This window comes from Sinobacterium norvegicum, from assembly GCF_923077115.1.
Taxonomy (GTDB): Bacteria; Pseudomonadota; Gammaproteobacteria; order Pseudomonadales; family Sinobacteriaceae; genus Sinobacterium; species Sinobacterium norvegicum.
Genome location: NZ_CAKLPX010000003.1, coordinates 218,081 through 238,767 on the forward strand (window position 1 = coordinate 218,081; position 20,687 = coordinate 238,767).

The window sequence follows — 20,687 nt, forward strand, 5'->3', positions numbered from 1 at the left end:
CTTTTCGTGAAACTATAAAGGCGTATAAATGGTAACTTGCCGAGGTTGATTTAAGTCGTTATAAAGTGTTCGTGGATTCCTTTGCGATGTTAATTTGCCGTTATAAAAGTAGGGTTTTTATGATCTCGACCAGTATTAACAGTAAAAGTAGTCGTCGTTGTTTTCGTTTAAAAAGTGGTCAGCAAGCGATTACTCATCTGGAGTTAACATTTTTTGAGGCCGTTGCCTTTGAAAAAACGTTGATAGAGACTGTGGCGAAGGCCCCAGGTTTTTTTCAGCAGACGCCGATCATCATTGATGCACGGCCCGATTGCCCCAATTTTCCTCTCGATACGGCGCTGATGCTGTGTCGGCAGTATGGTTTGTTACCAATAGCTGTCCGTAGTAACAATATTGAGTTGCAGCAGCAGGCGCAGAATCTTCGTGTGGCTATTTTGTCGCCGAGACGTTCGACAAAAAGTGCGCTGCCCAGCCTGCCCGAAGCTCACAAAAATAATAGCACCCCATCACGCAAGGACACGGTTATCGAACAGCCTGTTCGCTCTGGTCAGCAGGTGTATGCCCAGGGTGGAGATTTAATTGTTGTGGGTTCCGTCTCTGCCGGCGCCGAGGTCTTGGCCGATGGCAATATTCATATTTATGGTGCTTTGCGTGGCCGTGCCTTGGCTGGGGTGAAGGGGGCTAAAAGCGCCAGGGTATTCTGCCAAAGTCTGGAGGCTGAGCTGGTGTCGATTGCCGGTACTTTCATTCTCTATGATGAGTTGAGTAAGGAATACTGGCAGCATGCAGTTCATATTCAGCAACAACAGCAGGCGCTGACGATACAACCGATGTAATACGGTTAGATATTAATTTTTTAAGGGTTTCGGTATGGCTAAGATTATTGTAGTAACCTCGGGTAAAGGCGGTGTCGGTAAGACGACAACCAGCGCTGCAATCAGTAGCGGCCTGGCACTTAGTGGCAAAAAAACGGTGGTGATTGATTTTGATATCGGCCTGCGTAATCTCGATTTGGTGATGAATTGTGAGCGTCGTGTGGTGTATGATTTTGTCAATGTAATCAATCAAGAGTCGACGTTGCATCAGGCGCTGATTAAGGATAAGCGCTGCGAAAATTTATTTATTCTGCCAGCCTCGCAAACCCGCGACAAGGATGCCTTGACGAAAGAGGGGGTGGAGCGGATCTTAGCCGAGCTGGTCGATGACGGCTTTGAATATATTATTTGTGACTCCCCGGCTGGTATTGAGCACGGCGCCTTTATGGCGCTATATTTTGCCGATATAGCTATTGTTGTTGCCAACCCCGAGGTTTCTTCGGTGCGTGATTCTGATCGTATCCTCGGTATTTTGCAGAGTAAATCACGCCGGGCCGAGCAGGGTAAGCGGGTCGATGAACTGCTGTTGATTACCCGCTATAATCCAGAGCGCGTTGCCAGAGGTGATATGCTGGCAATCGATGATGTGGAGGGCATACTGGCCACTAACCTGCTGGGTGTGATTCCCGAATCGGAATCCGTTTTGAAAGCCAGCAATCAGGGAGTGCCAGTTATTCATGATCAAGATAGTCGTGCTGGCTTGGCCTACCAAGACGCTGTTGGACGCTTATTGGGTGAGGAAGTGGCTCATCGCTTTATCACGGTCGAGAAAAAAGGAATTTTAAACCGTTTGTTAGGGAGAACAGCGTGAGCCTCATCGACTACTTTGTCAGTCACAAGAAAGACAGTGCCACTATTGCCAAGGAGCGGTTACAGATCATTGTTGCCCATGAGCGCAGTCGTCGGCATCAGCCGAGTTACCTGCCGCAGTTGCAGCAGGAGTTGCTGGCTGTGATACGGAAATATGCCGAGGTTGACCAGCAGGACATCGACGTTAAAGTCGATCAAAGTGATGGTTGTTCGGTGTTGGAACTGAATGTGACACTGCCTGGGCGTGCCGACTAGTCCGTTAATTCAGCTGTTGTTGTAGCAGGCGGAGAATCTCTGCAGAATCATTCATCCGCTTGACCGCCTCGAAGGTTGCTGCCGCCTCACTGTATTGCTCCTGCATATACATCAACCACTGTTTGGTGCGGTTGCCGGCATGCTTGCTGGGGTAGGCTTCAATATTGATTTGCTGGAGCCTGATTAGCAGCGGTAATATCTGTTGCCATTGCATCGGTTGGTAGTCGAGCCCGAGTCGTTGGGCTTTGATCATCATCGGCAGGTCGGGGCAGGCAATGACGCCCCTGCCTAGCATGATATCGCGGCTGCCGGTTTGTTTACGGCACTGCAGGTAATCTTGGTAGTTCCAGACCTCGCCATTGGCGATAATATTAATCGGCCAGTCGCCGGCGTTGATCATATGCCAGTGTGCCGGGGGCTGGTAGGCCTGCTTGCGGGTGCGAGCATGGATACAGAGTTCATTGGCGCCGCCGTTGATAATGGCCTGAATATTGTCGTTGAAATTATCACTGTCATTAAAGCCTAGGCGAATTTTAACCGTCACAGGGACTGCGTCATCCACCGCTTGGCGGGTACGGGCAACAATTTGCTCAACCAGTGCCGGTTCTTCTAATAAGATGGAGCCGCCGCGGTGGTTGCACACTGATTTAGCCGGGCAGCCAAAGTTGATATCGATACCAGCGGCGCCTCTGTCGGCGGCGAGAGCGGCGCTTTGGGCCATTAATTGCGGGTCGCTACCGAGTAACTGTAAATAGACGGGGATACCGCCGGCCGTATGGCCGCCACGATGAATTTCAGGGTAGATGGTGTTGAGCCGCTTGTTGTTCAGCGGGGTCTGGGTGACACGGGCAAATTCGGTCACGCAGCGATCGATGCCACCCAGGCTTGATAGCAGGTCTCGCATGGTGTGATCGAGTACGCCGTCCATCGGCGCCAACATAATTTGACTGTTCATGAGTACTGCTAATGCCTGCAATGGTTGGCCGATAGATCGATATCGGCTATAAGCGCGGCATTATAGCCTAAATATTGACAGTGGGCGGTAAAATGCGTCATTATAATGACAGCGCTGTCAAAACTACATTACTGCGGGTTTTAGTAGTTTTTTTACAAGCTTTTTTACCGTTTGATTACAACAATAATAGCCTGTACAGTGACGCAATAATCCACTTGGAATAACTGTTATCGCCAGTCATGGTGCATAGCGGCAGGAAAGAGAGTCAATGCAACAGACAGTATTACAGCAGGGCGTCGACCTGATGCTTTTCGGCATGGGGTCAGTTTTTGTCTTCTTGACCATTCTGGTCATTGTTACCAAGATTATGTCGGCGATTGTGCAGCGTGTAGCGCCAGAGAAAACCCTGGTGACGACTGCGTCAGCTAGACCGACTGCGGCCCCTGCCGTTGACCCTAAACTCACGGCGGCAATCACAACGGCTATTCATCAATACCGTAAAAAACACAAATAGATTGCCCTGTTCGTCAGAATTGAAAATTACTCGTTAGAAGGTTGAATACCATGAATGATAAGAAGCCGTTAGGCATTACCGATGTTGTATTACGTGATGCTCATCAGTCCTTATTTGCCACGCGTCTACGTATTGACGACATGCTACCTATTGCCGAGAAGCTCGATAAGATCGGCTTCTGGTCTTTGGAGACATGGGGTGGTGCAACCTTCGACTCCTGTATTCGCTACCTAGGTGAAGATCCATGGGAGCGCCTGCGTCTTTTGAAAGAGGCGATGCCTAATACGCCACAGCAGATGTTGTTCCGCGGCCAGAACATTTTGGGCTACCGTCATTACGCCGACGATGTTGTTGAAAAGTTCGTCGAGCGCGCCGCTGTTAACGGTATGGATGTCTTCCGCGTCTTCGATGCGATGAATGATACCCGTAACCTAGAAACAGCCATCAAGGCGGTGAAAAAACAAGGCAAGCATGCTCAGGGCACGCTGTCATACACGGTCAGCCCGGTTCACAATATTGATATGTGGGTTGATTTGGCCAAGCGCCAGGAAGATATGGGCGTCGACTCTGTTGTCATTAAGGATATGGCTGGTCTGCTAACGCCTTACAATGCTTTTGAATTGGTTAGCCGCTTGAAATCTGAGACCGATTTGATGGTTCAGTTGCATGCCCATGCGACCACTGGTCTATCAACTGCCACTATTCTCAAGGCTGTTGAAGCGGGTATCGATAACGTTGATACCGCCATCTCATCAATGTCGATGACCTATGGCCACTCGCCGACAGAATCTGTTGTGTCGATGCTGCAAGGCACCGACCGCGACACCGGCTTGGATATCGAAGCGCTGGAAGATATCGCCGCTTACTTCCGTGAGGTAAGAAAGAAATACGCCAAGTTTGAAGGTTCTTTACGTGGCGTCGATTCACGTATTCTCGTTGCTCAGGTGCCTGGTGGCATGTTGACGAATATGGAAGGTCAGCTGAAAGAGCAGGGTGCTGGCGATAAGCTGGATGATGTGCTGGCTGAAATCCCCCGTGTTCGCGAAGACCTGGGGTTCTTGCCGCTGGTAACGCCGACCTCGCAAATTGTCGGTACCCAGGCAGTGTTAAATGTCTTGACCGGTGAACGCTACAAGTCGATTACCAAGGAAACCGCCGGTGTGCTGAAGGGTGAATACGGCGCGGCGCCTGCTGCCGTTAACGCTGAGCTTCAGGCTCGGGTGCTTGACGGTGCTGAAGCCATCACCTGTCGCCCCGCTGATTTAATCGATGCAGAGGTCGACAAACTAACCGCTGAGCTCAAGCAGTTAGCTGGTGAGAAATCGATTACTTTGGCTGACGCTGAGATCGACGATGTATTGACCTATGCACTGTTTCCGCAGATTGGTTTGAAGTTTCTTGAAAACCGTAATAACCCTGACGCCTTTGAACCGGTCCCGACCATTGCCGATGCGGCGCCTGTTGCTGCGGCACCTGTCGCTGCAGGTGGTGAAGAAGTCTATACCGTCACGGTCAGTGGCCAACAGTATGTTGTTCAGGTAGCTGAAGGTGGCGATGTGTCGAATATTGCACCGGTTGCTGCTGCCGCTCCTGTCGCCGCTGCAGCACCCGCCGGTGGCGGTACTGAGCCTGTTTGTGCGCCTCTTGCCGGTAACATTTTCAAGGTTAACGTCAGTGCTGGCGAGCACGTGCAGGAAGGTGACGTGATTATCATTCTTGAAGCCATGAAGATGGAAACTGAGGTGCGTGCACCACGGGCGGGCTTGGTTGGGGCTGTATCAGTGAAAGAAGGTGATGCTGTCGCCGTTGGCGATACCTTAATCACACTATAATAACGGTAGTATCATGGATAACTTAACAAACCTGTGGTTAAGCACAGGTATTTATCAGTTCACTGTGGGCCAGTTCTTTATGATACTGGTCTGTCTGCTGCTGCTGTTTTTAGCGATAAAAAAAGGCTTTGAGCCTTTATTGCTCGTGCCTATTGGCTTTGGCGGCATTTTGGCCAACATCCCTGGTGCTGGGCTTGCCTACTCGGCGGTAGAAAACGCCATTAATATGGGTGGTCCTGAGGTCATTCAGCAATTAGCCGCGACGCTGGGTGTTGCCGATTGGGGGGATAGTCATGCGATTCTGACTGCCTATCACAACGCCTCAGCGGCAGTGCACACTACAGCAGTTCAGGTGGCTAACGACGCCACATTTGGCAACGGCATGCTGTACAACTTCTACTCGGTGGCCATTGCCAGTGGAGTGGCTCCGTTATTGATCTTTATGGGCGTGGGTGCAATGACGGACTTTGGTCCGCTACTGGCCAACCCAAAGACGCTGTTCCTTGGTGCTGCTGCACAGTTTGGTATCTTCGCCACCGTACTGGGTGCGGTGACGATGTCGCACTTTGGTATTATGGATTTCACCATTTCTGATGCCGCTGCAATTGGTATTATTGGTGGTGCCGATGGCCCTACAGCGATCTATGTCTCTAGTATTTTGGCGCCTCATCTACTGGGTGCTATTGCGGTTGCTGCCTATTCATATATGGCGCTGGTACCAATGATTCAGCCGCCGATTATGCGGGCGCTGACCACCGAGGCCGAGCGCAAAATTGAGATGGTTCAGCTGCGCCATATCAGTCGTGCCGAGAAGATTTGCTTCCCTATTGCTCTGCTCATACTGGTTGCTTTATTCTTGCCTAGTGCCGCGCCACTGCTGGGTATGTTCTGCTTCGGTAATTTGATGAAAGAATGTGGTGTAGTCGACCGTTTAAGCGATACCGCGCAAAACGCCTTGATCAACATTGTGACCATTTTCTTGGGGCTGTCTGTCGGTTCAAAATTAAGCGCCGATAAGTTTCTCGACCTCAGCACGCTCGGTATTCTCATGCTGGGTATGGTGGCCTTTGCCATTGGTACTGCGGCCGGTGTGTTGATGGCTAAACTAATGAACAAAATTACAACGCAGCAGATCAATCCATTGATTGGTTCAGCGGGTGTGTCGGCAGTACCGATGGCAGCGCGAGTGTCAAACAAGGTCGGTTTGGAGTCGAACCCACACAACTTCCTGTTGATGCACGCAATGGGCCCTAATGTGGCTGGTGTTATCGGTTCGGCCGTGGCGGCAGGTGTGATGATTTCGTTGATTGGTGGCTAGTTACTAACAGCGCAGAGGAAGGCGGGATGGTGATTGACCTCCCGCCTTTTTTTTGTGGAAAAATCCGTATTTTCAGACTGTTATAACCGTTGTTTAATCGCGACGAAACAAACTTGGGCTACAATAGCGGCTAAGTTACCGTTGAGTGACGGTTTTATTGTTGTCATGCTGTTCGCCGGTTTGGCTTTTGTCGGCGAATAGTAATAGTATAAAAGCGTATAGCAGACCGATGATGGTGGCTTTTTCTTCATCGTGTCGCAGTATCGAGCGGGAATGTTTAAAAGCCTTATTTTTAAGTGCCAAAAACATGACACAATAGAATATAACGATAAAAAATGATGTTGGCAGGGCCGAATTAGGCTCTAGAGGAGTTAGTTTGTTAAGCCGTGTTAAGGCTCTGGCAGGTGCCGAGAATAGTGACCAAATTGAGTCGTGGCTAAGGCTAACTATTATTGTTGTCGCGGTTTTTATGCTGTTGGTGGCGTTGGTTAATCTAACGTGGTCACTGGTGGCTGCAGACAATAATGCCATCGCCCCACCCGTGGCGGTAATGAATAATAGTCGCGGTGCTGTCAGTGAAAGCAATGTTGATATTAATCACCTGCAGGGCTTGGACTTTTTTGGCGAGAATGTTGCTGTTAATGAGCCGGTTATTAAAAAGGTTGAAACCAAAACAGCAGCGGTAACAAAACTGAATCTGGAGTTGAATGGGGTGATTTTGTCATCTGCCCCCGAGCTCTCAGTCGCTATTATTAGTTACCAGAAAAAGCAGAAGAACTATCAGTCAGGTGACAGCCTTCCTGGAGGAGGCCGAGTAAAACTGTTAGAGATATTCGCCGATAAGGTGTTGATTGAAAATGGCGGCAGAACTGAATCGTTATTGCTGTTTGATAAGACGAGTAAGGTGGCGACGATTACTTCGGCACCGAGAGTTGGCGCAGGTAAGACTGACGATCGCCGTAAGAATCAAGATACTCAACGGGTGCTGACGGATATGCGACAGCGGCTGCAGAAAAACCCAAGCTCATTGATGAAAATTATCAATGCCAGGCCCTACAGTGAAGATGGTCAGTTAGTGGGTTATCGGGTTGCCCCAGGGCGAGAGGTTGAAGCGTTTCAGCAACTCGGCTTTGAAAACGGTGATGTTATTACGGCGGTGAATGGCGAGGCGATTAGCGATCCGAGTAAGCTGATGAAACTGTATAAATTGGCCGGTGAGGCTCAGCAGGTCAACCTGTCAGTCATGCGTCAGGGGCAGAGCATCGATCTGCTCGTCGGCTTCGACACAGAATAGCGAGATAATAATGTATAACAACGAAGTAATGAATAATCAGGGTGTAAGCAAGTGAAGTTGATTTCCTATCAAAGCGTAGCGAGAACACTGTTGATAACGGCGGCATTATTACAACCGGTGTCGTCTCTAACCGCCGCACCTGCCGATATGGCACCGCAAACCTGGACGCTGAATTTCAATAACACCGACATTCAGGAGCTGATTCATTTTGTAGCCGATGCCACGGGTAAGACGATTATTGTCGACCCGAAAGTAACAGGCAAGGTCAAGGTTGTCTCTGTCGACCCAGTCGGTGAGGATGAGCTTTATCACCTGTTCCTGTCTGTGTTGGATGTGCACGGCTATGTCGCCGTCGAGTCCGGTGGCGCTATTCGCATCGTGCCGGCTAAATCAGGCCGTACGGAGGCGTTGCCAGTGGTTGAGACTCCGGGTGCCAACAGTGAGTACATCACCCATGTTATTCAGTTAGAGAATATTTCTGCGGCGAAACTGGTGCCTGTTTTGCGCCCGTTGGTGGCTCAGCAGTCCCATCTGGCTGCCTATGCGCCAAGTAATGCAATTATTATTGCCGACACCGCCGCAAATATTCAGCGTATTCGCCAGATTATCGATAGCATCGATCAGGCTGCTGTGGATAAAACCGACGTTGTCCAGCTCAAACATGCCTCTGCGGAAGATACCGTGAGGATGATCGAGTTACTCGATAAGGAAGATGCTGCCAGCAAGGGCGGCTCACAAAGCTCTCGGGTTAAGTTGGTGGCCGACGCTCGCACAAACAGCGTATTGATTAACGGCGATGAAATTCAGCGCAACCGTATCAAAGCCTTGGTCAAGCACTTGGATACGCCGCTGCCTACCAGTGGTAATGCCAGGGTTATCTATCTCGAATATGCCAATGCCATCGATGTGGCGGAGGTGCTGTCAAAGGTGACGGCCAATATGTCAAAGGCATCGGCTAATAACGCCAAGGGCAAGACTGTGACACCGACAGCATCGACGGCGGTGATTGAAGCAGACGAGGCGACTAACGCATTAATCGTCACCGCCAACGCCGGCGACTTGGCAATGATTGAAGGTATTATTGAAAAGCTGGACATACGTCGCGCCCAAGTATTGGTTGAGGCCATTATTGTTGAGCTCAGCGATGAGGATGGCAAGGATCTTGGTGTCGAATGGATGGGACAGAGCGGCGTCGGTTTTGGCAGTAACGTTTCCTCTGGCTTATTAGGCAGCATCGCCAGTGGTGTTGAGGCTGCAGACCCAACCGCTGGCCTGGCGACAGCGTTGGCGGGGACCAGAGGCGGTACCTTTGGTATTGCCGATGACGATTACGTGGCGATTATCCGCGCCCTGGAAGAGAAAACCAACAGCAATATATTGTCGACACCCAGCCTGTTAACTCTCGATAACAGTGAGGCACAGATCGTGGTTGGTAAGGAAGTCCCGTTTACCACTGGCAGCTATACCAATGACTCGGGTGACAGTTCCAACCCCTTTACCACCATCGAGCGTAAGGATGTGGGTATTACTTTAAAAGTGACGCCGCAGATCAACGAGGGTGGCACGGTGGTATTGCAAATCTATCAGGAGATCTCCTCGTTGACCGGTGATGCGTCGAAGGTCGATGCCTCCGATATTATTACCAACAAACGTATTATTGAGACCAGTGTATTGGTCGATAATGGTGAGACGGTGGTGCTTGGTGGTTTAATTGATGAACGTCTGGATCAGGTTAACTCACAGATTCCTTTACTCGGTGATATTCCCTGGTTGGGCCGCCTGTTCCGCAGCGATGCCAATAAGGTGGTTAAGAGTAATTTGATGATTTTCCTGAAGCCCACCATTATTCGTGATGTTAACTCGATGAATATCGCCAGCAGTAAAAAATACCGCGATATGCGTGAGATGCAGTTGGGCGACAAAGAAGAGGGTGTCGATCTGTTCGATGACGATGTGATGCCATTATTGCCTACTTGGGAAAAGCAGATTCAACGCCTCGATGAAATCCGCGCTGAAGAGTTAGAGCAAGACCCAGAGCAGCAGGAAGAGCAGTAATGAGTGAACAGCCGCTAATTGATGATGAAGAGATGATGCAACAGGATGGGGCCGACAGCGGCTTAGAAAGTCTGCCGCCACTAACATTACCTTTTAGCTTTGCCAGTCAACATCAAGTCTTGTTACATGATGAGGACGGTTTGGTGCTGTCGTATCAGCAGTCGCCGAGCTTAATCGTATTGCGCGAAATACGTCGATTTTGCGGCCAGCCTTTTCGTCTCCAGGGGTTGCCACCGGAAAAATTTGCCCCTCTGCTGACTCAGCTTTATCAAAAATCAGATGGTGAGGCGCAGCAGGTAGCGGATGACTTGGGCGACGACATTGACCTGTCACAGTTAGCCGATGAAATACCCCAGTCTGCCGACCTGATGGATGCGGAGGATGATGCGCCGGTTATTCGTTTGATCAACGCGATTTTATCCCAGGCGGCGCAGCAAAAAGCCTCAGATATACACATAGAAACCTTCGAGGATAACCTTGTTGTACGTCTGCGTATCGATGGTGTACTGCGGGAAATACTGGCACCTAAGCGCCAGCTAGCGCCGTTGTTAGTTTCACGCTTGAAGGTAATGGCCAATCTCGATATTGCCGAGAAGCGTATCCCGCAGGATGGCCGTATCTCGGTCAGGATTGCTGGACATGGCATCGATATTCGGATGTCGACCATCCCTTCTGCACACGGTGAACGTGTGGTACTGCGTCTGCTGGATAAACAGGCCGGTCAGCTCAGTCTTGAACAGATGCAAATGGGTACGCAGGTCGAGCAGGATTTAACCGATTGTCTAAAAACGCCGCACGGTATTGTTTTGGTTACCGGGCCAACTGGTTCAGGTAAAACGACCACTCTCTATGCCGGCCTCAGCCACATCAATAATAGTAGTCGCAATATTTTAACCATTGAAGACCCGGTCGAATATGTGCTCAAAGGCATCGGCCAAACGCAGGTCAATGCCAAGGTCGACATGACGTTTTCGCGGGGGCTTAGGGCCATACTCCGTCAGGATCCTGATGTCGTAATGGTCGGTGAAATTCGTGATGTCGAAACCGCCGATATAGCCGTGCAGGCAAGTTTAACCGGTCACCTCGTATTGTCGACACTGCACACCAATACCGCCATCGGTGCGGTAACGCGATTATTGGATATGGGGGTGGAATCCTTTCTGCTGTCCTCTAGTTTATTGGCCGTGATCGCTCAGCGCTTAGTGCGGGTGTTATGTGATGAGTGTAAAGAGCCCTACAGTGCCAGCGCCAGTGAAAAAGAGCTGCTGGGCATCAGTGCTGGTGAGCAGTGCACGCTTTATAAAGCCACTGGTTGTAGTCAGTGTAATCACGGCGGTTATCAGGGGCGTATTGGTATTTACGAATTGGTGCGTATCGATGAAACCATGCGTCAGTTAATCCACGACAAGGTGGGTGAAATGGCGATGGAGAAGGCGGCAAGAGAGCGCTACGGCTCTATTTTTGAGGATGGCCGTCGTCGTATACTCAGTGGCCAAACAACCATTGAAGAAGTGCTCCGTGTGACGCGGTCAGGTTAATTATGGCAGCTTATAATTATCAAGCCCTTGATACCGGGGGCAAAAAAGTCAAAGGTATTCTCGAGGCTGATTCCGAGCGACAGGTTCGCCTGTTGCTGCGTGAAAAAAGCTTGAAGCCTATCGCTGTTGCCGAGAGTTCAGGTAATAAATCTGCCGCTAAAAATGTCAGTAAGAATAGACCTTCTCAGCTGCGTCATGGCAGCTTGAAAATAGGCAGTTCTGAATTGGCATTGATAACACGTCAGTTATCGACGTTGGTGCAGGCAGGGTTGCCGCTGGCTGAAACGTTACAGGCGGCTTCCCAGCAATCGCAAAAGCCGGCGGTGAAAGGCATGTTGCTCGATGTCCGTGGTCGGGTATTGGAAGGACATACCCTGGCCTTTGGCATGGCCGAATACCCGAAGGTTTTTAATGGCTTATATCGTGCAATGGTCAAGGCAGGAGAGAGCGCAGGTTTTCTTGGAACAGTGTTGGAGCAATTGGCTGACTATACCGAAGAGAGTCACCATACCAAGCAAAAAATGACACAGGCAATGATGTACCCCTCTGTGCTAGTCGTCTTTGCTTTAACCGTGGTGGCTGGCTTAATGACTTTTGTGGTACCGGATTTAATCGCCATCTTCGAAAATACCGATGCCGAGTTACCCGTTCTGACTCGAGGGTTGATTGCCACCAGTGATTTTTTTGCCGCCTGGGGCTTGGTCAGCGTGGTGGTGATAGCCGGCTTATTCATCGCTTTTAAACTGCTCTTAAGAAACCCTAAGAACCTGCTTCAATGGCATAAAATAAAGCTCAAAATGCCGCTTATTGGTGGAGTTATTCGCGTCAGTGACACCACTCGATTCGCCTCTACGCTGAGTATTTTGATGGCCAGTGGTGTGCCACTGTTGCAGTCGATAAAGATCGCCTCCGAGGTACTGACCAATCTCTGCCTGCGCAACGCCTGTGGTGCAGTGGCGGTCAAGGTGCAGGAGGGCGGTAGTCTGTCGCGCGCACTGGAGCAGTCCGAGCAGTTCCCACCGATGATGGTTCATATGATTGCCAGTGGTGAGGCCAGTGGCGAGTTAGAAACCATGCTGTCCCGTTGTGCTGCTAACCAGACCCGTGAATTAGAATCGAAGCTGAGCACGTTGATGTCTGCCTTTGAGCCGCTTATTGTCGTGTTGATGGGGGGGGCGGTGTTGATGATTGTGATCGCTGTTCTGCTACCTATCTTTGAAATGAATAATCTGGTCGGTTAATGAATAGCCGTGGCCAACAAGCAGGTTTTACCCTCCTCGAGTTATTGTTGGTGGTGGTAGTAGTGGCTATTGCCAGCGGTTTGGTGATGTCGACCATCCCAACGGGCATCACGCCGCAACAGCACATGAGTCAGACTCGCGAGCTGGCATCTTATCTGCGTTTTCAGCGGGAGGAAGCGGTGATGACTTCTCGTACACTGGGCTTGCAACTATACCGCCAAGAAGTGGAGGATGAGGGTGAGCGCTATATTGGCCGCTGGTTAATCTACGATGCCGATGCCACCGAGAGCGATGCCGCTTGGCTGCCCTCAGATCGGATTGATGAACTGACCATTGAACCTGGCTATCGCCTTGAATTATTGCTCGATGAACAGCCTATAGCACTGAGTGAAGAAGATAGTCAGCAACCAGTAGCACCAGAACCGCAGTTATATTTTCTCAGCAGTGGTGAGCTAAATGATTTTCAGATGCGCCTATGTCGACAGCCAAATCAGCCTATCTGTCACACCATAACAGGTAATTTTCTCGGTAAAATTACCTTGGTCGAGGAGGGCGATGATGCGCTTGAGTAACCGCCGTCAAGGTGGCTTTACGCTTATTGAGGTGTTGGTCGCACTGGTTATCATCGCCGTGGCACTGCCGGCATTATCTGTTGCCGTGCAGGCTCAGCTGCGAGATACCTTTCATCTTGAACAACGCACTTACGCTACCTGGGTTGCCAGTAATGTCATCGAAGAGATGCGCTATCAGCTCAGCCAAAGTAACAAGCCGCAGGATGGTCAAAGCGATACAGTGACATTGGCTAACCGGGAGTGGCGCTGGCAGGCTGAGGTTGAGGAAACAGAGCAAAAAGGCTTTTTTAAGGTTTCGATAGGGGTTGCTTTAAATGATGATGGTGGCAACGATATAGTCACCCTCAGTTACTACTTCGGTACAAAAGGGGGCACTGGCGGTGGCCCTTAGAAAAGTACAGCATGGTTTCACCCTGATTGAGGTGTTGGTGGCAATGGCGATATCTGCGGTTATCGGTCTGTTGTCGTATTCGGCCATGAGCGGCAATATAAACTCTATTGAGATCTCGCGGCAGCATCAGCAGCGCATGAGTGATATGCAGCTTTTCTTCAGCGTATTATCGCGGGATGTCCGTCAGCTGGCCAATCGAGAGGTGCGCAGCGGAGATTTTGGTCCGGTATTGCCACCGCTGAAAACCGGTGTTGCACAAGTGAACTGGTTAGAGCTAACGAAGTTTGGCTGGCACAACCCGATGCTGAGTAATCGTGGCGAACTTCAGCGAGTAGCCTACCGCTGGGAGGGCGACATTCTTTATCGCGGGCAGTGGCTGGTACTTGATGGTTTAACTGATATTGGATATCGCGAGGTTGAGCTGATCAACGGGGTGGATAATATCGAGGTTAACGTGCTGTCAGAGCAAGGTTTGTGGCAGTCAGAGTGGCCATTGCAGGGAGTGATAACACCAGGAAAAATGCTGGAAGTGATCATTACCTTTAATGATATTGATGAGGTCAGGAGGGTCTATGCATTACAGTAAACTCTCCGATCAACGTGGTGTTGCGATGATTATGGCAATCCTGGTGGTGGCGCTGATCTCGGCATTGGTGACAGCAGCGGCGCGTGAATTTGTGCTGGGGATGAAGCAATATGCGAATCAATTTAATCATGAGCAGGGTTATTACTATTTACTAACTGCCGAAACACTGGCTAAAGAACTGTTGCAGGAAGAGAACAAAACTTATCCCGATTATGATCAACAGGATATTTTTGTTGAGCAAGTTTACCCGTTAGAAGATGTTGAAGGCTGGGTCAGCGGTAAGGTGATTGATGCGCAAGGTATGATAAACCTTAACTTTCTAACCAGTGAGGGTGGGGGTAACAGCGGCGGCAATGGCTCGGAAAACAGTGACGATGGTGAGCAGAGCGAGGATGCAGGCGGTGCTGGTAGTGGCATCAATAATGGTCATACCGCAGAGCAAAAGTTATTGTCGCTGGTATTACAGCAACTGGCCTTAGACCCTGTCAGTGCTGACAGCCTTGTCGATGCAATCAGTGATTGGGTGGATAGTGATAATATTCAGCGTAATTTCAGTGGCGGCGAAGACGACACCTATTTAGCCAAAGATCCGGCCTATTTAGCGGCTAACCAGCCAATACAGTCTGTGTCTGAGCTTCTGTGGATCGAGGGTATGAATAAAGATATTTATCGCGCTCTATTGCCTTATGTCAGTGTCTGGGGCGAAGATAAGCGTATCAATATTAATTCAGCACCGGCACTGGTGATGAAATACATCGCCGAGCCAGAGCTCAGCGACAGTGAGGTGGATAACTTAATCGCCGCCCGGCCTTACAGTGAGGTAGAGATGTTTACCTCGATGCCGGAGCTCAGCGATAAAAAACTTGGTGTCGAGGTGTCGGTAATGAGTAATCGGTTTGTGTTGGCAGCCGAAGTAGAGGTGTTTGGCAGCCGTCAAACGCTCAGTAGTGCCTTGGAACGCCATAACGATAAAGTGGTGGTGCTGGCCAGAAGTTCGGGCAGGCTATAACAATAATGTGGGTATTAAAGTGAGTCATTCGATTTATATAAAACCGCTGGTTGATGGTCAATATCAATGGTGGGGACATAATGACAAAGCCAGTGCAGAGGGGGAGTTAACAACCTTTTCTCAGCAGGTGGGTAATCGCCCGGTGACGTTTTTGCTCAGCGGTTACCAGGTTAATATTGAGCGGGTAGCATTTTCTGAGGCCGAGCGAAAGCATGTGCTGAAAACGACAGATTACCTGCTGGAGGAGCAGCTCTGCGAGGACATCGATGAGTTGCATATCTGCCATGCAGAGTTTGGCAGTCACTCGATTGTCTTGGCGGTTATGCGGCAGCAGTTATTGTCCGATTTACTCGCGCCACTCTTGGCGGCCAAAATCAATGTGGAGCAGGTACTCTCTGAGCCTTTATCGCTGCCATACCGTGACGGCGGTTGCACGGTATTGGTTGATGGCAGTGGCGAGTGCCAGCTGCGTTATGGTATCAACGAGGGCTGTAGTGTAGACAGTGCGTTGCTCGGTTTTTATTTTGATCAGCTGCAACAACAAAAAAACATTGAACACATTATTTGTTATGCCGAGTCCGATAACCCAGAGGTACTGGCGCTGCTTGAGCAGTATGGTGACCGTATCGAGCTGCGTCCGCTGGATCAGCTACGCCAGGCTGAACCGTTGGCCAGTGCTGTCAATTTATTACAAGGCGAATTCTCGCCCAGCATTGATTGGAGCAGTATTTGGCAGCGCTGGAAGCTGGTAACAGCGGTGGTCGCCTGTGCCTTTATTGCCAATCTCGCGGTCATCGGCGCACAAATCAGTGCTGTGAATAACAAAATCAGCGGCGTTGAACAGCAGCAACAGCAAATTTTTAAAACCGTATTTCCCAGTGGCCGCTACAGTGCCAACCCACGTCGAAGGTTCGAGTCTGAGCTGCAAAAATTTGGTGGCGGTTCGAGTTCAAATTTCCTCTCACTGCTGTCTCTGGTGGCTGAACCGGCTTCTAATGACAAGCAGTTACAAGTAAAAAGCTTGAATTATGATGCGGGCAATCAGGAGATGAATATATCCGTTGTCGCCGATAAATTCTCGCAGTTGGAGAAATTAACACAGGCGGTGGAAGAGCGAGGAGTGTCCGCTGAGCTACTGAGCAGTAACAACCGTGACAACAAGGTTGTCGCTCGGATGAAGTTTAAGGAGTCTCTGTAATGGGTGATGCAATAAAAGAGCACTGGCAGCAACTGCAGAGTCGTGAGCAATGGATGGTTGTTGGCTGTACTGTGTTTGTGGTGATCTCGCTGTTAATCTTTGCGGTTATCAAGCCCATGTATGGCCAGCTCGACCTGCTGGAGAAACGCTATCAGAGTGATGTGCGTACGCTGCAGTGGTTGGGAACAGCGGCTGAGCAAATTCAACAGCAGCGACGCAGTGGCAACAATGGCCAAGGCGAGAGTCTCAGCACGCTGGTTGATGCCAGCCTACCGCAATTTCAGTTAACCATGCAGCGCTTTCAGCCCAGCGGCAAGGACAAGGCGCAGCTTTGGTTTGAGAATATCCCCTACAAGCAGCTGGTGGCTTGGTTGCATTACGTCGAGTCTGAAAAAGGCGTCAACATCGATGCGGTCTCAATGAATAATGAAGATGCCTCGGGCAGGGTCAGCGCCAGGGTCCGCTTGCAGCGCTAGCGTTAGTTGATAAAAGAACTAACGCTTTTTTTTTATAATTGTATTGCCTAGGCTCTAGGCCACCGTCCAGCCTGCTATTGGCTATAGTTAGTTGCATCAGCAACGAATATAGCCATTAGCAGGAATCCCGCCTTTGAACAAAGTAACGACGCTTTCCGGCAGTACTTTAGTCTTACTCATCACGTTGATTGCCGGCTGTAGCCTGTCTGCGCCGCCACAGTCGTTGCCCGCGGATAGGCTTGCCGGGGCGAATAGCCAACGTTATATCTACCCCCGGCTTAGTTATCCTGAGCAGTGGGGTGGTTATGAACTACGGGATATTAAGGAGTACGACGACCCGCGACTGGGGTTGGTATTACGCTATGTCGAGAAAGACAATGACCAATCCTATTTCGATCTGTTTCTCTACCCCATACCCCAGGAATGGTTTGGTTATAGCTCGAATGAATTAGTGCGTGCACACTACGATCATGTCCGTGCAGATATCTACGAGGCCTACGATACAGGCTATTATCAGCAGTTGTCAGTGGTGTCAGAAAAAGTCTATCGTCAGAGTAATTTGCCGTCGGCAATGGTGCAGGGGGTGTTCAAATTGCAGTCGAGCAATCTGATGAATTACTCGGTGTTATACCTGACCATCCGTCAGGGCTATTTCTATAAGCTGCGCGGTACTTATCCACAGAATCCGTTCTATACCGGTGGTGATCACCTGCAGCAAATGGCTAAGCAGATTGTTAGCCAGGTCGATATAGAGCTTTAGTCGCCGCGATAGATACAGCCACTGGTGCAGGTCTCTTTGATTTCGATCTTATCCAGCTCCTTGAGTCGAGGCTTAAGCTGTTGCCAAATCCATTTTGCCAAAACTTCGCTGGTGGGGTTTTCCAAGCCTTCGATGTCATTTAAATAGTAGTGATCCAGGCGGTCGTAAATGGGCTTGAAGATGGCCTTAATATCGCCAAAATCCATAATCCAGCCGGTCTTTTCGTCGACTTCACCTTTGATGTACAGGCGCACATGAAAAGAGTGGCCGTGGAGACGGCCGCATTGATGCCCCTCGGCAACATTCGGCAGTTTATGGGCTGCTTCGAAAACAAAGTCTTTGTAAATTTCCATTGTCAGTACCTGAATAGAGCCGCAGTTAAAAACGGTTGGATGGGTAAAAAGTGGATAATGCGATTACCTATACGGCAAACGGGCTGCAGGGTAGCATAAACCATCGGTGTTGGCATGCCGGCATTTACCCTTCGCCAGCGCTGACCAGTATTTTGCGCTGGTGTTGCTGGTGGCGCTGTCTACAGAGGCAAAATAATTTCAAAACTGCAGCCTTTGCCCGGCTCGGATTGAACGTGAAAGTGGCCGTTATGGCGCTGCGTAATGATGAAATAGGAGACCGACAAGCCAAGGCCTGTGCCGCGGCCGACTGACTTGGTGGTAAAGAATGGGTCGAAAATATGGCGGATGGCTGCAGCCTCAATGCCGGGGCCATTGTCGGTTACTGTCATCACCATCTGCTGTTGGCGCTGTTCGATTGTCAGGCTGATCGTCGGTGTTTTATTTGGCAGATTTTCATCATCGGCAAAGGCCTGGCTGCAGTTACTGAACAGGTTCAGCAGTACCTGTTGAATGCCGCTGGCACTGCAGTTGACGTAAATTGCCTGCTTGGGGTAATGCCTGTGAATAACAATATCGCTAAAGGCTAGTTCGCCATCTTGTTTAATGGTCAGCGACGCCATCGCCAGGGTGGCATCGACCAAATCGATAAAGTTTTCGCTTTGGCTTTGCAGTTCATTGCTGCGGGAGAACTCCAGCATATTGCTGATGATTTGACTGGCACGATTACCCGCCTCGCGTATATGGTTAAGTAGCAGCGGAATGTCCCTGTTGGCCATATAATGGTTGAGATCGCCAAGGGAAATGCCGACCTGATCGGCGCATTGCTGGTTGGCTGTCAGTCCTGTTTGCAGTCGTCGCTCGACGGTTTGCAGGTTTTGTAAAATTGCTCCCAGGGGGTTGTTCAGTTCGTGGGCTAGGCCAGCAGCCAGCTCCCCCAGCGATTTCATTTTTTCGTGCTGCATCATCATATTTTCTAGATTGACCCGAACGGTAACATCGTCGATTCTGATCACAGCACCATTAACCTGATGCTCACCCTGCAGCGGGTAGATGACGATGTCTTGGTAGGCCGCCAGCGAGCCCTTGCCATGCTGTATCGACTCGAAGCTTTTGCTGTCGCCATTGGCAATGATCTCCCTCAGCCGAGCAGGGGAGAGCGGCAATTCTGGGTAGGTTTGGTGAATATCTTTGCCCAGGGCGCTGCTGCTGCAGACGCCGGTTGATTGTTCGGCCTGATTATTCCAATGAGTTATTGCGCCCTCGTCGGTAATACCGATCAGCATCGAAGGCATTGAATTGAGAATACTGTGCAGATAGTCCTGTGCCTCACTGACTAATTCCTGGCTGATCTCATGGCGAGCGATGGCCTCAAAGAGTCGACCATTGACGTTTTCCACCTGTTGTTTACGCTTGAATAGTCGATGCTTTAAACGTTTTACGCGACGCAGCAAGGCAGCGCTGACAATGGTGAGTAAAACGCTGACGGCCATCAGCGCAAACAGCAGGTAATGTACTGAAAGTTCGGAGGATAGGTGGGGTAACAGTATGATGCTGGTTGGTTCGGGCACTAAACTCACCGTCAAATTATTATCTACTCACAGCATAGCCAAAGTCTTTCGGCCTGGGTAGTGAATAGCGCTAGACCAACGCAGGCGTGTCTTGACGTGATCAGCTTAAAAACTTTCACAATAGTGATTGACAATAGACGCTATAACTGTAGAATTCGCTCCCGTTGCTAAGGCATGGGTGATTAGCTCAGCTGGGAGAGCGCCACCCTTACAAGGTGGATGTCGGCGGTTCGATCCCGTCATCACCCACCAATTCTTTTGACGCATTCAATGGAGTTGGAACCCAGTCTTACAGCATGCGATTCGGGCCGGTAGTTCAGCTGGTTAGAATGCCGGCCTGTCACGCCGGAGGTCGCGGGTTCGAGTCCCGTCCGGCCCGCCACTTATTCCATCGAGAATATGTGGAATATCGCCACCATTACATAACCTTTGTGGTTGTGCAGTGGGTGATTAGCTCAGCTGGGAGAGCGCCACCCTTACAAGGTGGATGTCGGCGGTTCGATCCCGTCATCACCCACCACTATTTTATTTCTTGTGTCACCGCTTCAGTGCTCATATATTTTACTCTGCTTTTTGATTTTCCGTGCCCGTTTTTTGGCTTGATGCGGCCTATTTTGATCATTAATTATACGTTTTTTATCCCTGCTAATAATTTCACTAAATTCTATTCGAAATCCCTGGCTAAACCATTGACAGTATTCGTTAGAGCTGTAGAATGCGCTCCGTTGCTAAGGCATGGGTGATTAGCTCAGCTGGGAGAGCGCCACCCTTACAAGGTGGATGTCGGCGGTTCGATCCCGTCATCACCCACCAATTCTTTTGACGCATTCAATGGAATTGGAACCCAGTCTTACAGCATGCGATTCGGGCCGGTAGTTCAGCTGGTTAGAATGCCGGCCTGTCACGCCGGAGGTCGCGGGTTCGAGTCCCGTCCGGCCCGCCACTTATTCAATCGAGAGTATGTGGAATATCGCCACCATTACATAACCTTTGTGGTTGTGCAGTGGGTGATTAGCTCAGCTGGGAGAGCGCCACCCTTACAAGGTGGATGTCGGCGGTTCGATCCCGTCATCACCCACCACTATTC

20 protein-coding genes and 6 tRNA genes are annotated in these 20,687 nt (G+C 50.1%); 23 read left to right on the top strand and 3 right to left on the bottom strand.

Features of this window, described 5'->3' with window-relative positions:
- Window positions 1-119 precede the first annotated feature (119 nt).
- The 3 genes from minC to minE are packed head-to-tail and all read left to right on the top strand — an operon-like array spanning window position 120 to window position 1,940.
- Window positions 120-836, top strand: a complete 717-nt coding sequence (minC, locus tag L9P87_RS12940) for a septum site-determining protein MinC (protein WP_237445167.1) — start codon at window positions 120-122, stop codon at window positions 834-836.
- A 34-nt stretch (window positions 837-870) separates the two neighbouring features.
- Complete coding sequence (gene minD / locus L9P87_RS12945; protein ID WP_237445168.1) at window positions 871-1,686, top strand: septum site-determining protein MinD; 816 nt, start codon at window positions 871-873, stop codon at window positions 1,684-1,686.
- A complete protein-coding gene (gene minE / locus L9P87_RS12950) occupies window positions 1,683-1,940 on the top strand; it encodes a cell division topological specificity factor MinE (RefSeq protein ID WP_237445169.1) in 258 nt (85 codons plus the stop codon). Before minD ends, minE begins: the two co-directional genes overlap by 4 nt.
- A gap of 4 nt (window positions 1,941-1,944) precedes the next feature.
- On the opposite strand, the gene L9P87_RS12955 is transcribed toward minE, so the two are convergent.
- Window positions 1,945-2,895, bottom strand: a complete 951-nt coding sequence (locus L9P87_RS12955) for a tRNA dihydrouridine synthase (protein ID WP_237445170.1) — start codon at window positions 2,893-2,895, stop codon at window positions 1,945-1,947.
- Between the two features lie 268 nt (window positions 2,896-3,163).
- Here L9P87_RS12955 and L9P87_RS12960 point away from each other — a divergent pair, with 268 nt between their 5' ends.
- The 14 genes from L9P87_RS12960 (at window position 3,164) to L9P87_RS13025 (ending at window position 17,679) form a co-directional block, all read left to right on the top strand.
- Window positions 3,164-3,409, top strand: coding sequence for an OadG family protein (locus L9P87_RS12960; RefSeq protein WP_237445171.1), 246 nt, complete (start codon window positions 3,164-3,166; stop codon window positions 3,407-3,409).
- Between the two features lie 50 nt (window positions 3,410-3,459).
- Window positions 3,460-5,241 carry a sodium-extruding oxaloacetate decarboxylase subunit alpha gene (oadA, locus tag L9P87_RS12965; RefSeq protein ID WP_237445172.1) on the top strand — a complete coding sequence of 594 codons (1,782 nt, stop codon included), beginning with the start codon at window positions 3,460-3,462 and terminating at the stop codon, window positions 5,239-5,241.
- Between the two features lie 13 nt (window positions 5,242-5,254).
- Complete coding sequence (locus L9P87_RS12970; protein ID WP_237445173.1) at window positions 5,255-6,559, top strand: sodium ion-translocating decarboxylase subunit beta; 1,305 nt, start codon at window positions 5,255-5,257, stop codon at window positions 6,557-6,559.
- A 376-nt stretch (window positions 6,560-6,935) separates the two neighbouring features.
- Window positions 6,936-7,853: a type II secretion system protein GspC gene (gene gspC, locus L9P87_RS12975; protein ID WP_237445174.1), complete on the top strand. Its 918-nt coding sequence runs from the start codon at window positions 6,936-6,938 to the stop codon at window positions 7,851-7,853.
- A gap of 51 nt (window positions 7,854-7,904) precedes the next feature.
- Entirely contained in the window at window positions 7,905-9,908 is a 2,004-nt protein-coding gene (gene gspD / locus L9P87_RS12980) for a type II secretion system secretin GspD (protein WP_237445175.1), read from the top strand.
- The gene (gene gspE, locus L9P87_RS12985; protein ID WP_435531798.1) at window positions 9,908-11,446 is read left to right on the top strand and encodes a type II secretion system ATPase GspE; all 1,539 of its coding nucleotides are present in this window, start codon (window positions 9,908-9,910) and stop codon (window positions 11,444-11,446) included. Before gspD ends, gspE begins: the two co-directional genes overlap by 1 nt.
- A gap of 2 nt (window positions 11,447-11,448) precedes the next feature.
- Complete coding sequence (gene gspF / locus L9P87_RS12990; protein ID WP_237445176.1) at window positions 11,449-12,687, top strand: type II secretion system inner membrane protein GspF; 1,239 nt, start codon at window positions 11,449-11,451, stop codon at window positions 12,685-12,687.
- A complete protein-coding gene (locus L9P87_RS12995) occupies window positions 12,687-13,259 on the top strand; it encodes a GspH/FimT family protein (protein WP_237445177.1) in 573 nt (190 codons plus the stop codon). The genes gspF and L9P87_RS12995 overlap by 1 nt, the downstream gene beginning before the upstream one ends.
- On the top strand, window positions 13,243-13,650 hold the full coding sequence (gene gspI, locus L9P87_RS13000) for a type II secretion system minor pseudopilin GspI (RefSeq protein WP_237445178.1): 408 nt from the start codon (window positions 13,243-13,245) through the stop codon (window positions 13,648-13,650). The genes L9P87_RS12995 and gspI overlap by 17 nt, the downstream gene beginning before the upstream one ends.
- A complete protein-coding gene (gene gspJ / locus L9P87_RS13005; protein ID WP_237445179.1) occupies window positions 13,640-14,236 on the top strand; it encodes a type II secretion system minor pseudopilin GspJ in 597 nt (198 codons plus the stop codon). The genes gspI and gspJ overlap by 11 nt, the downstream gene beginning before the upstream one ends.
- Complete coding sequence (gspK, locus tag L9P87_RS13010; RefSeq protein WP_237445180.1) at window positions 14,223-15,245, top strand: type II secretion system minor pseudopilin GspK; 1,023 nt, start codon at window positions 14,223-14,225, stop codon at window positions 15,243-15,245. The genes gspJ and gspK overlap by 14 nt, the downstream gene beginning before the upstream one ends.
- Window positions 15,246-15,264: 19 nt before the next feature.
- Complete coding sequence (gene gspL / locus L9P87_RS13015) at window positions 15,265-16,443, top strand: type II secretion system protein GspL (RefSeq protein ID WP_237445181.1); 1,179 nt, start codon at window positions 15,265-15,267, stop codon at window positions 16,441-16,443.
- Window positions 16,443-16,919, top strand: coding sequence for a type II secretion system protein M (locus L9P87_RS13020; RefSeq protein WP_237445182.1), 477 nt, complete (start codon window positions 16,443-16,445; stop codon window positions 16,917-16,919). Before gspL ends, L9P87_RS13020 begins: the two co-directional genes overlap by 1 nt.
- 133 nt (window positions 16,920-17,052) lie before the next feature.
- Window positions 17,053-17,679, top strand: a complete 627-nt coding sequence (locus L9P87_RS13025; protein ID WP_237445183.1) for a hypothetical protein — start codon at window positions 17,053-17,055, stop codon at window positions 17,677-17,679.
- On the opposite strand, the gene queD is transcribed toward L9P87_RS13025, so the two are convergent.
- The gene (gene queD, locus L9P87_RS13030; protein ID WP_237445184.1) at window positions 17,676-18,032 is read right to left on the bottom strand and encodes a 6-carboxytetrahydropterin synthase QueD; all 357 of its coding nucleotides are present in this window, start codon (window positions 18,030-18,032) and stop codon (window positions 17,676-17,678) included. The genes L9P87_RS13025 and queD overlap by 4 nt on opposite strands.
- Before the next feature lie 179 nt (window positions 18,033-18,211).
- Window positions 18,212-19,600, bottom strand: a complete 1,389-nt coding sequence (locus L9P87_RS13035) for a two-component system sensor histidine kinase NtrB (RefSeq protein ID WP_237445185.1) — start codon at window positions 19,598-19,600, stop codon at window positions 18,212-18,214.
- Window positions 19,601-19,776: 176 nt separating this feature from the next.
- On the opposite strand from L9P87_RS13035, the gene L9P87_RS13040 reads away from it, so the two are divergent.
- From L9P87_RS13040 to L9P87_RS13065, 6 genes are all read left to right on the top strand, one after another.
- Window positions 19,777-19,852, top strand: a tRNA-Val gene (locus L9P87_RS13040).
- Window positions 19,853-19,905: 53 nt separating this feature from the next.
- A tRNA-Asp gene (locus L9P87_RS13045) sits at window positions 19,906-19,982 on the top strand.
- A 62-nt stretch (window positions 19,983-20,044) separates the two neighbouring features.
- Window positions 20,045-20,120: transfer RNA gene (locus L9P87_RS13050), tRNA-Val, on the top strand.
- A gap of 217 nt (window positions 20,121-20,337) precedes the next feature.
- Window positions 20,338-20,413, top strand: a tRNA-Val gene (locus L9P87_RS13055).
- A gap of 53 nt (window positions 20,414-20,466) precedes the next feature.
- Window positions 20,467-20,543, top strand: a tRNA-Asp gene (locus L9P87_RS13060).
- Window positions 20,544-20,605: 62 nt separating this feature from the next.
- Window positions 20,606-20,681 (top strand) — tRNA-Val (locus L9P87_RS13065).
- Window positions 20,682-20,687 lie beyond the last annotated feature (6 nt).